This window comes from Roseateles sp. P5_E8 (assembly GCF_054177665.1).
Map to the genome: position 1 here is coordinate 21,433 of NZ_JBGCUM010000051.1, position 15,127 is coordinate 36,559.

16 protein-coding genes and 1 pseudogene are annotated in these 15,127 nt (G+C 69.4%); 7 read left to right on the top strand and 10 right to left on the bottom strand.

Annotated features, from left to right (window positions below; translation table 11 throughout):
- Window positions 1–67 precede the first annotated feature (67 nt).
- The 6 genes from ACXRVZ_RS22200 to ACXRVZ_RS22225 all read right to left on the bottom strand — a co-directional run bounded on the left by ACXRVZ_RS22200 (window position 68) and on the right by ACXRVZ_RS22225 (window position 7,227).
- Entirely contained in the window at window positions 68–739 is a 672-nt protein-coding gene (locus tag ACXRVZ_RS22200) for a hypothetical protein (RefSeq protein ID WP_457418510.1), read from the bottom strand.
- 163 nt (window positions 740–902) lie between these two features.
- Entirely contained in the window at window positions 903–2,180 is a 1,278-nt protein-coding gene (locus ACXRVZ_RS22205) for a glycerophosphodiester phosphodiesterase family protein (RefSeq protein ID WP_457418512.1), read from the bottom strand.
- Between the two features lie 97 nt (window positions 2,181–2,277).
- Entirely contained in the window at window positions 2,278–3,546 is a 1,269-nt protein-coding gene (locus ACXRVZ_RS22210; protein WP_458232833.1) for an MFS transporter, read from the bottom strand.
- A gap of 260 nt (window positions 3,547–3,806) precedes the next feature.
- Window positions 3,807–5,075: a family 10 glycosylhydrolase gene (locus tag ACXRVZ_RS22215; RefSeq protein WP_457418516.1), complete on the bottom strand. Its 1,269-nt coding sequence runs from the start codon at window positions 5,073–5,075 to the stop codon at window positions 3,807–3,809.
- Window positions 5,072–6,349, bottom strand: coding sequence for an MFS transporter (locus tag ACXRVZ_RS22220; RefSeq protein ID WP_457418518.1), 1,278 nt, complete (start codon window positions 6,347–6,349; stop codon window positions 5,072–5,074). Before ACXRVZ_RS22220 ends, ACXRVZ_RS22215 begins: the two co-directional genes overlap by 4 nt.
- Complete coding sequence (locus ACXRVZ_RS22225) at window positions 6,346–7,227, bottom strand: N-acetylmuramic acid 6-phosphate etherase (protein ID WP_457418520.1); 882 nt, start codon at window positions 7,225–7,227, stop codon at window positions 6,346–6,348. The genes ACXRVZ_RS22220 and ACXRVZ_RS22225 overlap by 4 nt, the downstream gene beginning before the upstream one ends.
- Window positions 7,228–7,453: 226 nt before the next feature.
- Here ACXRVZ_RS22225 and bufA2 point away from each other — a divergent pair, with 226 nt between their 5' ends.
- The 5 genes from bufA2 to ACXRVZ_RS22250 all read left to right on the top strand — a co-directional run bounded on the left by bufA2 (window position 7,454) and on the right by ACXRVZ_RS22250 (window position 11,341).
- Window positions 7,454–7,708 carry a BufA2 family periplasmic bufferin-type metallophore gene (gene bufA2 / locus ACXRVZ_RS22230; protein ID WP_457418522.1) on the top strand — a complete coding sequence of 85 codons (255 nt, stop codon included), beginning with the start codon at window positions 7,454–7,456 and terminating at the stop codon, window positions 7,706–7,708.
- 68 nt (window positions 7,709–7,776) lie between these two features.
- The gene (gene bufB / locus ACXRVZ_RS22235) at window positions 7,777–8,598 is read left to right on the top strand and encodes an MNIO family bufferin maturase (RefSeq protein ID WP_457418524.1); all 822 of its coding nucleotides are present in this window, start codon (window positions 7,777–7,779) and stop codon (window positions 8,596–8,598) included.
- A complete protein-coding gene (locus ACXRVZ_RS22240; protein ID WP_457418526.1) occupies window positions 8,595–9,374 on the top strand; it encodes an HvfC/BufC family peptide modification chaperone in 780 nt (259 codons plus the stop codon). Before bufB ends, ACXRVZ_RS22240 begins: the two co-directional genes overlap by 4 nt.
- A 66-nt stretch (window positions 9,375–9,440) precedes the next feature.
- Window positions 9,441–9,968 carry a peroxiredoxin gene (locus ACXRVZ_RS22245; RefSeq protein WP_457418528.1) on the top strand — a complete coding sequence of 176 codons (528 nt, stop codon included), beginning with the start codon at window positions 9,441–9,443 and terminating at the stop codon, window positions 9,966–9,968.
- Complete coding sequence (locus ACXRVZ_RS22250; RefSeq protein WP_457418530.1) at window positions 9,965–11,341, top strand: amidase; 1,377 nt, start codon at window positions 9,965–9,967, stop codon at window positions 11,339–11,341. The genes ACXRVZ_RS22245 and ACXRVZ_RS22250 overlap by 4 nt, the downstream gene beginning before the upstream one ends.
- On the opposite strand, the gene ACXRVZ_RS22255 is transcribed toward ACXRVZ_RS22250, so the two are convergent.
- Entirely contained in the window at window positions 11,331–11,810 is a 480-nt protein-coding gene (locus ACXRVZ_RS22255) for a hypothetical protein (RefSeq protein ID WP_457418532.1), read from the bottom strand. The genes ACXRVZ_RS22250 and ACXRVZ_RS22255 overlap by 11 nt on opposite strands.
- 42 nt (window positions 11,811–11,852) lie before the next feature.
- On the opposite strand from ACXRVZ_RS22255, the gene ACXRVZ_RS22260 reads away from it, so the two are divergent.
- Window positions 11,853–12,473: a glutathione S-transferase N-terminal domain-containing protein gene (locus ACXRVZ_RS22260; RefSeq protein ID WP_457418534.1), complete on the top strand. Its 621-nt coding sequence runs from the start codon at window positions 11,853–11,855 to the stop codon at window positions 12,471–12,473.
- A gap of 87 nt (window positions 12,474–12,560) precedes the next feature.
- Entirely contained in the window at window positions 12,561–12,779 is a 219-nt protein-coding gene (locus ACXRVZ_RS22265) for a hypothetical protein (RefSeq protein WP_457418536.1), read from the top strand.
- Here ACXRVZ_RS22265 and ACXRVZ_RS22270 read toward each other — a convergent pair.
- From ACXRVZ_RS22270 to ACXRVZ_RS22280, 3 genes and pseudogenes are all read right to left on the bottom strand, one after another.
- Entirely contained in the window at window positions 12,771–13,910 is a 1,140-nt protein-coding gene (locus ACXRVZ_RS22270) for an ABC transporter permease (protein ID WP_457418538.1), read from the bottom strand. The genes ACXRVZ_RS22265 and ACXRVZ_RS22270 overlap by 9 nt on opposite strands.
- A gap of 86 nt (window positions 13,911–13,996) precedes the next feature.
- A pseudogene (ccmA, locus tag ACXRVZ_RS22275) lies at window positions 13,997–14,659 on the bottom strand (heme ABC exporter ATP-binding protein CcmA); the annotation flags it as partial.
- Window positions 14,656–15,127, bottom strand: a 472-nt coding sequence (locus tag ACXRVZ_RS22280) for an HlyD family efflux transporter periplasmic adaptor subunit (RefSeq protein WP_458232834.1), incomplete at its 5' end; no start/stop codon positions are given. The gene ACXRVZ_RS22280 and the pseudogene ccmA, both read right to left, overlap by 4 nt.

Sequence of the window (15,127 nt, forward strand, 5' to 3'; positions counted from 1 at the left end):
AATCATGGGGCGGCCTTGGCCGCCCCTTTTGCTTAAGGGAGCCGGCGATGACCGCCGGCGGGCTGAATCAGCGGCGGCGCCGGGCCAGCGGCACCAAGCCCAGGGCCAGCATCGCCAGCGACAGAGAACCTGGCAGCGGCAGCTCATTGGTCGCGCGCATGGCCACGCGCAGGTTGTCGAGGCCGGTCTCCTCGTTGCCACCGTTGCCTTCATGGGCCTCGGTCCAGCGGAAGGCGGTGATGGCGTGATCCGAGATCACGCCGGCAAAGACGTTCGGCACGGGCGAGCCGGCGCTGCCGGACAGCAGGATGTCCTGCGTCGAGCCGTCGTCGAACCAGAACGTCAGCGTGCCCGGCTCGACGGCCGTGCTGTCGTTGCCGGGCTCGGACTCGAAGCTCGTGATGTCCAGCGCCGCAGCCAGGAAGGGCAGCGCGTACTGGCCTTCGAAATAGGCATTGCCGGCCTGGCGCGCTGCGCCGAAGGCGGAGGCCGTCTTGTTGGCGCCGAACACATGCACCGGGCCACCGATGTTGCTGCTCAGCGTGAGGCCGGGCAGCACGGGCACGCCGGTCAGGTCAGTGCCGTTGGCAAAGCTGTCGAAGTCCTGCAGCTGCGCGGAACCGGTGATGGCGGCCTCCCATGCGGCGAGGCTGGTGTAGACGGCGACAGTGGCGGCCTGGGCCATATCGGTGGCGAACAGGGCGAGGGCAAGGGCGAAAGCGGTGGGGGTGCGGCGCATGGATGTCTCCTGGGGTGGCGCGATGACAGGCCGCCATTGGCCGCCAGTGGCGGCACGCTGCCCAGCCCAAGTACTTGGGGGCTCCCCGCAGATCGGGGGACGCCGCATTGCTGCGTACGGCGGTGACACCGTCATGAAGCGGCGTGTCGAAACGCCGCGAGCTTCACTTCTGGCCCGTGCAGTTTGCGTAGAAGCTGGTGGTGGCTGGCCAGTCTGAGAACACGCCCAGCACGCCGACCTGCTCGGCCAGCACGTCCAGCACGCGGAACATGTCGCCCTCGCGGGTGATGGCGCTGTCGTACGTCTGGTAGTACGAGCCGTTGTTGCCGTCGGCCAGGATGCCGCTGCGCTCCAGCGACCAGGTGATGATGTCCAGCCCAGCAGCCTTGGCGTTGCGGGCGTATTGCGAGGGCAGGATGTTGCCGCTGGTGTCGGCCGTCAGCAGCACCCACAGCGGCGGCGCGACGATGCGGATGCCGGCGGCTCGGTAGGCCCTGAGCTGCTCGGAGGTCGGCACATCGGCCGGCACGGCGGCGTCGTCGAGGTAGACGGCCTGGCGGCCGTAGGCGGGTTCGTTCTTGACCCAGTACAGCACGTCGTTGATGTCGAAGCTCTGCGGCCAGAGGTCACGCGGCGACACGCCTGCGGCCTTGTGCTCGTCGATCATCTTCTGCGCATAGGCGGCCTGGCTGAACCCGTCAAAGGGCATGGCGACGCTGGCCGACTTCAGCTCGGGCGTCATCTTCACGCCCAGCTTCTTGAACAGGGCGATGGCTTCCTTCAGCGTCAGCAGCGTGCCGCTGGTGGGGCCGGCGTAGAGGTCGGTGCGGAAGGTCGCGGTGCCGGCCATGTATTCGGCGACGGTGCGGCCGCGTGGGTTGGACGCGTCCATCTTGCCGCGCAGCGTCTTGAACTCGGCCAGCGTCAGCTCGCTGGTGCGGCATTCGGCGGCGGCCGGCGCGACCAGCGTGCCGGCGGCGTCGAAGGCAGCGGGCGTGAAGGGCTTGACGCACTTGCTCGCCAGCGGCGTGGCGAGGATGTTGGTCGTCGTGTGCAGGTCGTTCTGCGCATGGCGGCAGACGAGTTGCTTGTCCTTGGTGAAGGTCACGTCGCACTCGACGATGCCGGCGCCCATGCGCGCGGCGGCTTCGTAGCTCTCCTTGGTGTGCTCGGGGAACTGCAGCGGCGCGCCGCGGTGGCCGATGGAGAACAGCGTCGGCTTGTAGCCCTCGCGGTTGGCGGCGCAGTGCTGCAGGCGCTTCTTGAGCGGGCTGTCGGCCATCTCCTCGACGAGGAAGAAGGGGCGTGGGCCGAGCTGGACGCTGGCGATGCCGCCGTCGCCGCCGTGGCCGCGGCGGTTGGCGTCGAAGTCATTGGCGCAGGCGGGAAGGCTGGCGGCGCCGAGCACGATCAGTGCAAGGCGGGTGAGGGTGCGGCGCATGGGCTGTCTCCGTGTGTGGGGCAGGCGCACACTAGGCCGGAGCGATGAAGCCGGCGTGACAGCGCGGCGAGGAGTTAGGGGCCCCGCCGCCTCCCGCTCAGTGCGGGTGGCCGTTGTCCGGTTTGCGCGGGAAGGGCGCGAACATCGCGCCGAGCACCGACGGGATGGCCGCGAACATGACGACGATGAAGTAGGTCTTGTAGCCCAGCTGGTCTGCCAGCGGGCCCGAGATCATCTGCGTCGGCACCAGCGTCAGGTTCATGATGGAGTTAGCAAACGCGTAGTGCGTCATGTGGAATCGCCCCGGCGAGATCTGCTGCATCATGTAAAGCATGTTGGCGACGAAGCCGAAGCTGTAGCCGAACTTCTCCAGCGTCACCAGGCTCGCCACAGTCCAGAACGACAGCGCGTGGTCCGGGCCCGCCAGCTGCGACAGGATCACAAAGGCCAGGTGGGGGATGTTCAGGCACAGCGCCATGAACACGAGCGTGCGGCGGTTCAGGCCGTACTTGGCCATGAAGGCGCCGCCGAGCAGGCCGGCTCCAAGGCTCACCACTGTGGAGATGGTGCCGTCGATCAGGCCCTTGTCCTTCAGCGACAGACCCACGCCGCCCATGTCGGGCGAGGCCTGCAGGAACAACGGCCCGAGTTGCAGCAGCAGCCCCTCGGAGCTGCGATAGAGAAAGACAAACATCAGCATGCCCCAGATGCTGTCTTTCTTGAAGAAGTCGATGACTGCTTCGCCGAAGGTGCGGAAGGCCGCCTTCACGCTCACGGGCCGGTCACCGACGCTGCCGGTGGGCAGCACGAACCAGTGATACACCGCCAGCAGCGCGAGGGTTGCCGCCGACATGGCCAGGGCCCAGCTCCAGGCTGCGGTGGTGCTGAAGTGGTGGTCCTCCTTCAGCGAGCCCGCTATCCACACGACGAGGGCCGTGCCGAAGAGCTTGCCGACGTTCCAGAACACGCCCTGTACGCCGATGTATTTGGCCTGGCCCTTCTCGTCGAGTGCGGTGATGTAGATGCCGTCGACGCAGATGTCCTGCGTGGCCGAGCAGAAGGCCAGCACCCAGAGCACGGCGATGGTGATCTGGAAGTAGTTGGGCAGGGGCAGCGCCACGGCGATGCCGCAGAGCAGCACGGCCATGATGACTTCCATCCACAGCACGAAGAACTTCTTCGTCTTGAACATGTCCAGGAAGGCGGCCCACAGCGGCTTGAGCGACCAGGCGATGCCGATGCTGGCGGTGGCCAGCGTGATCTCGCCGTCGGTGTGGCCGAGGTCCTTCAGCATGGTGCCGGTGACCCAGATCACCATCGCGAAGGGGATACCTTCGGAAAGGTAGGACGTGGGAACCCAGGACAAGGGATTCCGGATGGTGGTGGGGCTTGAGCTCATGAGGATGAAATCGGGTGAAACTTTTCTAGGCCCGGAGCTGCTTGGACCACTCGAAGCGCTGTCGCATGGACAACGTTGTCATTTCGAGTGGCCGGAATGCCCCGGTGCGCGATTGAACGAGCGGTGCTAAGGCCGCTGCATCAAGCGTGCGGCGATGCTAGGGGTGAAACCGCACGTACCCTATCCAGGGTTACCTCCCCCATGGACGCGGGCCGGACAGTTGCCCGTCAGCGTGCGGCGTAGGGGCCGGTGCGCAGTGCGTCCGCAATGCCCTTGCGGTTCTGCGCCAGCGCCACCAAGCTGAAGTGGATGTGGCCACTGCCGGGCGCCAAGCGGCGGATGCTGGCGATCTGGCCGACGATCTCGTCCGGCAGCCAGCTCTGCGGCGTGGCGTCGATGCGGCTGGTGAACAAGCCGGGGTGGATGGGCCGGCCCAGCGGGTTCAAGGCGATCCAGGATTGCAGCAGCGGCTCGAAGGCCTGGGCGGCTTGCGCGCGTGGCCAGTAGAGCTGCGGCGCGAGGTAGTCCAGCCAGCCTTCGCGCAGCCAGAGTTCCACGTCGGCATAGAGCTTGTCGTACTGGCTGAAGCCGGTGATGCCGGGCGGGCGCAGGTCGGGCCGGGGCAGGCCGAAGGGACTGATGCCGACGCGTGTGCCGGGGCGCACCTCATGCACGGTGGCGTAGAGCCGCTGCACCAGGCTGTTGACGTTGTAGCGGCGCCAGTCGGCGCGCGCCAGGCTGCCGCCGCTGGCGAGGTATTTCTGCCAGCTGGGGTCGTCGGGGAAGTCCACGTCCGCCTTGGCGGCATCCTGAACCGGGTAGGGGTAGAAGTAGTCGTCGATGTGGATGCCGTCGACGGCGTAGCGCGCCAGCAGGTCGCGCACGACGGCCAGCGTGTGCTCGGCGGCGGCGGGCTCGCCAGGGTCGATCCAGAGCTGGTCGCCATAGCGCTTCACCCAGTCGGGTTGGCTGCGGCTGACGTGATTGGCGGCGGGTGCGGACTTGGCCGTGCTGGAGCGGGCGCGGTAGGGGTTGAGCCAGGCGTGCAGCTCCAGCCCGCGCAGCCGCGCCTCGGCCAGCCAGACGGCCAGCGGGTCGTAGCCGGGGTGCTGGCCCTGGGTGCCGGTGAGGAACTCGCTCCAGGGCTCCAGCGCCGATTCGTAGAGGGCGTCGGCGCTGGGGCGCACCTGCAGGATCAGCGCGTTGAGGCCGACGCTGACGGCCGTGTCGCACAGGCTGCGGATCTCGGCCTGCTGGGCCTCGGCGCTCAGGCCTCTCTTGCTGGGCCAGTCGATGTTGGCGACGGTGGCCACCCAGGCGGCCCGCCATTCGCGCGGTGGCGGGCCGGCGGGCGTGGGGGCCGATGCGGACGGCTGCGGCGTGGGCGTGGTGGCCTCGGCGACGGGCGCCGGATTGGGCACCGGATCAAGCGGCGGCGTCGCGCAGGCCGCGAGCAGCGGCGCGGTGGCCAGGCCCAGCAGGTCGCGGCGCTTCATGGCGTGTCGTCCGTCTTCTTGCCGAATCCGTCGGGGATCTTGATGAGGGCCGCCATCACCACGCTGGGCAGCGTTGCTGCCAGCACCCAGATGAAGAAGGGCACGTAGCCGATCTGGTCTTGCAGCCAGCCGCTCCACATGCCGGGAATCATCATGCCCAGGGCCATGAAGCCGGTGCAGATCGCGTAATGCGCGGTCTTCTTTTCACCGTCGGCGACGTGGATCATGTACATCAGGTAGGCCGTGAAGCCCAGGCCATAACCGAACTGTTCAACGGCGAGCGCACCGCTGATGACGGCCAGGCTGGTCGGGTGCGTCATGGCCAGCAGCAGGAAGGCGACGTTGGGCACATGCATGGCGGCCACCAGCGGCCACAGCGCGCGCTTGAGCCCGATGCGGGAGATGACCCAGCCGCCGCACAGCCCGCCCAGCGTCAGCGCGATGAGGCCCACGGTGCCGTAGGCGATGCCCACTTCCTTGGTCGACAGGCCCAGGCCGCCTTGCTCTGCCGGGTCCAGCAGGAAGGGCGAGGCGAGCTTCAGCAGCTGCGCCTCGGGGAAGCGATAGAGCAGCAGGAAGCCGAGCGTGACCAGGATGCCGGGCTTCTTGAAGAAGCTGGCGAACACGGCGAAGAACTCGGCCACCAGCCCGCGTGCGGCGGCGCGGCCTGGCCCGGCCACATCGGCCGCGGGCTGCGGCAGCACGACCGCATGCCAGGCCGCCAGCGCGATGAACAACCCGGCCAGCAGCCAGAACACGCCGCTCCATGCGGTGACGACCGAGCCCGTGCGCTCGGTCAGCTCACCCGCCAGGTAGACGAGGGCACCCTGGCCGGTGATGTTGGCCAACCGGTAGAAGGTGGAGCGCACGCCCACGAAGGCGGCTTGGCTGTGCTGCGGCAGGGCCAGCATGTAGAAGCCGTCGGCGGCGATGTCGTGCGAGGCCGACGAAAACGCCATCAGCCACAGCACGGCCAGCGAGAGCTGGAAGGCGCGGTCGGTGGGCAGCGTCAACGCCACGCCCGCCAGCGCGGCGCCGACGAAGAACTGCAGCACCGCCACCCACGACCGTTTGGTGCCGAACAGCTCGGCCAGCGGCGACCACAGGGGCTTCAACACCCAGGGCAGGTAGAGCCAGCTGGTGTAGAGGGCAATGTCGGTGTTGGAGATGCCGAGGTTCTTGTAGAGCACCACCGACAGCGACATCACCGTCACATAGGGCAGGCCCTGGGCGAAGTAGAGGCTGGGGATCCAGGCCCAAGGGGACTTGATCATGCAGACAGGGCGCGGCCGACGCTGCCCTCTGCGGCGTCGAGCAGCGCCCGCGCCTCGGCTGCGCCAACGCCGCGCTTGAGCATCACCAGCGCCGTCTTCACATGGTGGTCGCACTGCGCCAGTGCCGCCTGCGCATCCGCCTCGCTCGCGCCGCTGGCGCGCACCGTCAGCGCCACCGCCCGCTTCACCAGCTTCGCGTTGGTGGCCTTCAGGTCCACCATCAGGTTGCCGTAGACCTTGTTCAGCTTGACCATCAGCGCCGACGAGAAGGTGTTCAGCGCGATCTTCTGCGCCGTGCCGGCCTTGAGCCGTGTGCTGCCGGAGATGACCTCGGCGCCGGTGTCCAGGATGACGCCGATCTCGGCCTGCTGGGCCACCGGCGCGCCCGGGTTGTTGGCGATGCCTATGGTCAGCGCGCCGACCGCGCGTGCGGCTTCGATGGCACCCAGCACATAGGGCGTGCCACCGGATGCAGCCAGCAGCAGGGCCACGTCGTTGGGGCCTGGATTCAGCGCGGAAAGGTCGGCGGCGCCTTGCGCACGGTCATCCTCGGCGCCCTCGACGGCGACGAACATCGCGCCCTGGCCGCCGGCAATGATGGCCACGGCGCGCTCGCGCGGCCAGGAGAAAGTGGGGTAGAGCTCCACGCTGTCCAGCACGCCCAGGCGGCCAGAGGTGCCCGCACCTGCGTACAGCAGCCGCCCGCCGGCACGGATGCGCGGCAGGGCCGCGTCCACGGCGGAGGCGAGTTGCGGTGCGGCGGCCTGCACGGCCGCGACGGCGGCGGCCTGGTCGGCGATGAACGCATCCAGCAGGGCCGGGGTGGCGTAGGTGTCCAGGTCGGGATGCCGCGTGCTCGGGGTTTCGGTGTTCAGCATGAGGGAATGGGGCGCCAAGGCCACAGGACTCTAGCTTGGCGCCGGGCCATGACGAATGCCATGCATTGCGGCCGGACCGCCGGGTCATCAGAATCCGGCAGCCGGCTGTAAGGAGCGGGGCGCAACGCCCGACAGACGCTGGCAAGTCGATGCCGGGGCTTTATTGCCGGAGTCGACCTGTGGTGAACCCGATCTGAACCACTTCCTTTTTTTCTGGAGACTCCAAATGAACGCATCCCTCAAGACCGGCCTCGGCATTGCCGCCGCTGCTGCCGCCCTGTTCGCCACCGCCGTGCCCACGACCGCCCTGGCGGCCGAGGGCATGGTCAAGTGTTCCGGCGTGAACAGCTGCAAAGGCACCTCCGACTGCAAGACCGCCAAGAGCGACTGCAAGGGCCACAACAGCTGCAAGGGCCAGGGCTGGGTCAGCAAGAAGACCGCCGACGAGTGCACCAAGGCCGGCGGTAAGGTTGAGAAGTAATCGGCTGAACTAGCCATCCGCGCCGCGCCAGGCACGATCGCCTGGCGCGGCGTTTTCGTCTTCCGCACATGACAAGAATCCAGGGCTTCGGCCTCGGTCTGCGCGTCGAGCACTACGCGGCCTTTGAGGCGGGCGTGGCGGCCGACCAGCGCCCCGACTGGCTGGAGATCATTTCCGAGAACTACCTGGTGCCCGGCGGCCCACCGCTGGCGCACCTGGAGCGCATCCGCGCCGACTACCCGCTGGTCATGCACGGCGTGTCGCTGTCCGTCGCCGGCCCCGCGCCGCTGGACCTCGCCTATCTGCGCGAGCTGAAGGCGCTGGCCGACCGGCTGGAGCCCGGCTGGGTGTCCGACCACCTCTGCTGGAGCGCCGACGCGCATAGCCAGCTGCACGACCTGCTGCCCGTGCCGCTGACGCGCGCCGCGCTCGACCATGTGGCGGCGCGCATCGCCCAGGTTCAGGACGTGCTGGGCCGGCCGCTGGTGCTGGAGAACGTGTCCAGCTATGTGCGCTTTGCGGCCGACGAGATGCCCGAGTGGGACTTCATCGCGCAGCTGCTGGCGAAGACCGGCGCGCGCCTGCTGCTGGACGTCAACAACATCTACGTCTCCAGCCGCAACCACGGCTTCGACCCGCTGGACTACCTCAACGCCATCCCCGCCGAGTGCGTCACCCAGATCCACCTCGCCGGCCATGAGGACCGCGGCGACATCGTCATCGACACGCACGACCACCCTGTGCGGCCCGAGGTCTGGGCGTTGTATGAACACGCGCTGAAGCGCTTCGGCGCCGTGCCCACCATGATCGAGCGCGACGACCACATTCCACCGCTGCCCGAGTTGTTGGCCGAGCTGGCCATCGCTCGCCGCCTGGCGGCCGCGTCATGAGCGTCCTCCAGCAACAGCAGCAACTCGCTGCCGCCATCCGCGATGGTGCCGACGCCGGCAGCCTGCTGGCCGGCGACTTCGCGCTGGGCCTGGACGTCTACCGCCAGGCCTACCGCGCTCGCCTCGTCGCCGCGCTGACCGACAACTACACCGTGCTCGCCCGCGCGTTGGGCGACGAAGCCTTCGACGCGCTGGGCCGCGCCTACCTCGCCGCGCAGCCCAGCCGCCACCCGTCCATCCGCTGGTTCGGCCATGAGCTGGCCGGCTTCATGGCCGAGGCCAGCGACGAGCTCGTGCCGCACGCCAGCCTGGTCGACTTCGCCGCCATGGACTGGGCGCTGCGTGGCGCCTTCGACGCCGCCGAAGCGCCCTTGCTGGACCCGGCCACGCTCGCCGCGCTCAGCCCCGACGACTGGGCCGGCCTGGTGCTGCACCTGCATCCCAGCGCTCAACGCGTGCGCCTGGGCCACGCCATCGAGCCCGCCTGGCGGCTGCTGCGCGAGTGGGAGCCGGAGTCTGGCGAGGATCAGCCCGAGCTGCCGGAACCCGTGCCGCACGAGCATGTGCTGCTCACCTGGCGCCAGGCCGGCGAGACGCGCTGGCGCTCGCTGGAACCGCTGGAGGCCGCGCTCTTGCAAGCCGTCGCTGAAGAAGCGCCCTTCGCGCTGCTGTGCGAACGCGCTGCCGAGGAGCTTGACGATGCCGAGGCCGCCGCACCCGCCGTCATCGGCGCGCTGCAGCGCTGGCTGGCCGACGGCCTGTTGCGCCAGCCCTGAACCCCTCGGCAGGCGCAGGCCGGGCCGCTTGGCTATCCTGCGCCCACCCGATCACCGAGGTTCACCATGTCCCGACTGCTGATGGCCCTGCTTGCGGCCTTTCTGATCCCTAGCGCCCACGCCGCGCTGAACGTCGGCGCGCCGGCGCCCGACTTCACGACCGACGCCGCCGTCGGCGGCCAGCCCTTCAAGTTCCACCTTGCCGAGGCGCTGAAGAAGGGCCCCGTGGTGCTGTACTTCTATCCCAAGGCCTTCACCAGCGGCTGCACGGTCGAGGCCCACCAGTTCGCCGAGGCGACCGACAGGTTCGCGGCCGCGGGCGCCACGGTCATCGGCATGTCCAACGACGACATCGATACGCTGAAGAAGTTCAGCGTCGAGGCCTGCCGCAGCAAGTTCGCCGTCGCGGCGGACGCGGGCGGCAAGGTCATCAAGGACTACGACGTGGCGCTGAAGATGGTGCCCGGCACGATAGCCGACCGCGTGTCCTACCTGATCGGCAAGGATGGCAAGGTCGCCGCCGTGCACGCCAGCATGAACCCCGACGGCCACATCGACGCGATGCTGAAGGCCGCTCAGCAGCTGAAGAAGTGATAGCGCTCGGCGCCGCCGAACTGCTGGCGGCCTATGCCCGGCGCGAGCTGTCGCCTGTAGACGTCATGCAGGCCGTGCTGGAGCATGCATCAGCGCGCGAAGGCGAACTGCATGCGCTGTGCGCCGTCGACGCCGACGCAGCCCTCGCCGCCGCCCGTGCCAGCGAAGCCCGCTGGCGCGCCGGCACCGCGCTGCCGCTGGACGGCGTGCCCGTCACGCTGAAGGAAAACATCGCCGTGCCCGGCGCGGCCTACCGCCTGGGCACGGCCGCCACGCCGGCCGATGCGGTGGCCAGCTTCGAGGCGCCGCCCGCCGCCCGGCTGCGCGAGTCCGGCGCCATCGCCTGGGCGCGCACCACCATGCCCGACTACGGCATGCTCAGCTCGGGCCTGTCCAGCCTCTACGCCGAGCCGGCGCGCAACCCCTGGGATGTGCGCATGACGCCGGGCGGCTCCAGCGCCGGTGCCGCCGCCGCTGCTGCTGCGGGTTACGGCCCGCTGCACCTGGGCACCGACATCGGCGGCTCCATCCGCCTGCCGGCCGGCTGGTGTGGCCTGGTCGGGCTCAAGCCCAGCCATGGCCGCGTGCCTATCAAGCCCGGCTATGCCGGCCGCGTCGCCGGCCCGCTGACGCGCACGGTGGCCGACGCCGCGCTCATGCTTGCCGCCCTCGCGAGGCCGGACGCACGCGACCCGACGCAGTTGCCGCCGGGCCAGGTCGTGCCTCGCCCCATAGAACTGCGCGGCTTACGCATCGGGCTGATGCTCGACCCCGGTTGGGGCGATGTCGTGCAGCCCGAGGTCGAGGCCGCCATTCGTGCCGCCGCGCTCGCCTTCGCGCAGGCCGGCGCCATCGTCGAGCCGCTGGCCGGCTTCACGACGCGCGACATGGCGGACGGCATCGACCGCTTCTGGCGCATGCGCTCCTGGCTGGACATCTCCGTGCTGCCGCCCGAGAGGCTCGTGAAGGTGCTGCCCTATATCCTCGACTGGGTGTCGCCCGCTGCCCGCTACGACGGCTCGGCCGTCTTTCACGGCTACAGCCAGATGCAGGCGCTGCGCGAGGCGGCCAACGCTGCCTGCGAACCGTTCGACTTCGTGCTGTCGCCGGTCAGCCCCATGCCCGCCTACCCGGCCCACCAGGCCAGCCCGCTGCACGACCCGACACGGCCCTTCGAGCACATCGCCTTCACGCTGCCCTTCAACATGAGCGAGCAGCCGGCGCTGTCCATCAATGCGGGCTACACGTCAGCTGGTTTGCCGATCGGCTTGCAGATCATCGGCCGCCGTTTCGACGATGCCGGCGTGCTGGCGCTGGGCGCGCAGTGGGAGCAACTGCGGCCCCAGTCGCGCTCTTGGCCCTTCAAGGCCTAGGTGGAGGCTCTTGCGGCGGCAGGCCGGCGGCCTTGAGGTCGGCGTTGACGAGGGCCCAGGCGGCGTCGAAGTTGTCGGCGCGGCGCACCGGCCGGCTGTTGCGCCAGATGTCCATCAGCGCCGGCAGCCGCTCTATGCCCGGCAGGCCCGCAGGCACGAGGAAGACGGTGGAGATGGCGACGAGCCCGAGATTGGAGAAGCTCTCGATGCTGGCGCGCAGTTCGCCCAGCGCGTTGGCATCCATCGCCAGGCTGCCGCGGATCTCCAGCAGGTCGGCAAAGCGCCGGTCGGCCGGCAGCCGCTTGCCGGCCAGCGCGATGGCGCGCTTGGTGGCGGCCATCAGCTCGGCGTCGAATGGGCCCTCGGCGATGGAGATCATCACGCGGCCCTGCACGCCCACGCTGACACGGCCGAAGCTCGGCTTCAAGGCAGTGCGGCGCGACGGCGGCAGGGTGGGCGAGGGGCTCATGATGTGAGACGATTTTGCACGCTCGATGAAAGGGTCAGGACCATGTTGACTTTGTATGGCACGAAGGGTTCCGGGGTCGCCGCCATTGAGGCCGCGCTGGCCCGCGCCGGCCTCGCTTGCACCGGCGTCGACGCCGCTTCCTGGAACCCCGGCCCGGGCCTGGACGAGCTGTTGCGCGTCAACCCGCTGGGCCAGATCCCGACGCTGCTGCTGGACGATGGCACGGTGTTGACGGAGAGCGCGGCCATCCTCATCCACCTGGGCCTGACGGCCGCGCCCGGGCTGCTGCTGCCGGCGGACGCCAGCGCGCGGGCACGAGCCATCCGGGGCCTGGTCTACATCGCGGCCAACTGCTATGCGGCCATCAGCGTCATCGACTACCCGCAGCGCTGGTGCGAGCCCTGCGACGACGTGATGCAGGCGCAGATCCGCGCCGGCACGCGGGCGCGGCTGCATGAGCATTGGCGGGTGTTTGCCGACCAGTTCGCGAGCGGCTTCGACGCTGCCTCGCCCGGCGCGCTGGAGCTGCTGGCCACGGTCGTGTCCAAGTGGTCGGGCGCGCGGGCACATCTGCAGGCCGAGCGGCCCGCGTTCTACGCGCAGCTGCTGCGCGTGGAGCAGCATCCGGACGTCGCCCCGGTCTTCCAGCGCCACTGGCCCTGAGAGGGGCGCGAACTGCAAGACCGCAGTTTCGGAGAAGCGCTGCGGCGGCGCGGCGGCAACACTGGGCGCTCACTCGATGGAGACCCGATGAACCGCACCCTTGAACACTGGACCCGGCAAAGCCACCGCTGGCTGTCCATCGTCTTTACCGTGACCGTGGCTGCCAACTTCGTGGCCCGGGCGATGGCGCCTGGCGAGCCGCCGCCGTGGATCACCTATTCACCGCTGCCGCCGCTGTTCCTGCAGCTGTTCTCCGGCCTTTACCTGTTCGCGCTGCCGTACTTCCGGACGCGGCCATCAATCTAGGGTGCGCCGGTAGCGCAGCAGCGCCACGCCGGCGGCCACTGCCAGGAAGGCCAGCATCGGCCACACCTCCGGCAGCAGCTCGGCCGCGCCCGAGCCCTTGAGCATGACGCCGCGCACGATGCGCAGGAAGTGCGTCAACGGCAGCACCTCGCCCAGCGTCTGCGCCCAGCCCGGCATGCCGCGGAACGGGAACATGAAGCCCGACAGCAGCATCGACGGCAGAAAGAAGAAGAACGTCAACTGCAGCGCCTGCAACTGGTTCTTCGCCAGCGTCGAGAACGTGAAGCCCACGCCCAGGTTGGCCAGCATGAAGACGCCGATCATCGCCAGCAGCAGCGCCGCGCTGCCCACCATCGGCACCTTGAACAGCAGGAAGGCCGCGCCGAGGATGACGCCCAGCTGCACGTAGCCGAGCACGACGTAAGGCAGGATCTTGCCGGCCATGACCTCGATAGGCCGCACCGGCGTGGCCAGCAGGTTCTCCATGGTGCCGCGCTCGCGTTCGCGCGTCATCGCGAGTGCCGTCAGCATCACCATCGTCATCGTCAGGATGGTGCCGACAAGACCCGGCACGATGTTGTAGCGCGACAAGCCCTCGGGGTTGTAGCGGCGCTGGATGCGCACCTCGAAGGGCAGCGGCTGCGGCGCGTGCGCGGCCAGCGCGCCGCGCAGGTCGCGGGTCAGCGCGGTCTGGCCCAGCTGGCTCAGCGCGGCGATGGCGTTGCCACCGGCCGAGGGGTCGGTCGCGTCGGCGGCGATGAGCACGGCCGGCTTCTCGCCGCGCACGACGCGGGCGCCGAAGTCGGCCGGCACGACGACGAGGAACTGGATGTCGCCGCTTTGCAGCAGCGCGTCGCCGCGCGTTTCGCTCATTGGCACATCCAGGCCGCTCTCGACGACATGGAAGTAGCCGCTGGTCTGCAGCGCCGCGACCAGGCTGCGCGCCATCGGACTGGTGTCCTGCGCCACGATGGCTGTGGGCAGCCCTTTGGGGTCGGTGTTGATCGCGTAGCCGAACAGCACCAGCTGCATGATGGGCACGCCCACCGCCATCGCAAACGTCAGGCGGTCGCGCAGCATCTGCTGCACCTCCTTCAGCGCGATGGCGAATGTGCGGGCCAGGGCTTGCATCAGCGTCAGGCCTCGGCGAAGTTGTCGGTGGCTTGGTCGACGAGCTTGACGAAGGCGTCTTCCAGATCCTTCGCGGCGGCTTCCTTGACGATGGCCGCTGCCGAGCCGCGCGCCAGCACGCGGCCGTAGGCGATATAGACCAGCTCGTCGCAGCGCTCGGCCTCGTCCATGTAGTGGGTGGAGACGAGCACGGTGATGCCCTCCTGCGCGAGCTGGTGGATCTGGTCCCAGAACTCGCGCCGCGCCTTGGGGTCGACGCCAGCCGTGGGYTCGTCCAGCAGCAGCAGGCGCGGCTGGTGCAGCAGGCAGGCGGCCAGGGCCAGGCGCTGCTTCCAGCCGCCCGACAAGGCGCCGGCCAGCTGCTTCTCGCGCGTCTTCAAGCCCAGCCGCTCCAGCGCGCCGTCCACGGCCGCGCGCCGGTTCGGCATGGAGAACAGCCGCGCGATGAAGTCCAGGTTCTCGCGGATGGACAGGTCTTCGTAGAGGCCGAACTTCTGCGTCATATAGCCCACCTGGCGCTTGACCTCGGTGGCCTGGCGGCGGAAGTCCAGCCCCAGCACCTGACCCTCGCCGGCATCGGGCGTGAGCAGGCCGCAGAGCATGCGCAGCGACGTCGTCTTGCCACTGCCGTTGGGGCCCAGGAAGCCGACGATGCGGCCGCTGGCGACCTGCATGTCGACGCCGTCGACGACCTTGCGGCCGCTGTAGGACTTGCTCAGCCCTCGTACATCGATGGCGAGATCGCTCATGGCGTCACATCGAGCGGCTGCCCGGGATGCAGCCGCTCCGCGTCCTCGGCCTTCACCGGCCGCGCCTCGACGAGGAAGACCAGCTTGTCGCGCTGCTGGTTGGAGTAGATGACCGGCGGCGTGTACTCCGGCCCGGCAGCGATGAAGCTGATGCGCGCCGGGATGGCCGCACCGCAGCCGTCGCAGCGCAGGTTGACGGCCGCGTCCAGCTTGAGTCCGCCCACCGCCGACTGCGGCACGTAGAAGCGCGCCTTGCGGTTGGCCGGCGGCAGCAGGGCCAGCACCGGCTGGCCGGCGGCCACCCATTCGCCGGGGCGCATGAACACGTCCTGCACGCGGGCCGGCATGGGCGCGCTCTGGCGCTTTTGCTCGACGCGCCAGGCCGTCTGCGCGCGGCCGCTCTGCGCGGCGTCGGCCAGCGCGCGGGCGGCGGTGCGGGCGTCGTCGCGGGCGGGCAGGCGGGCGACC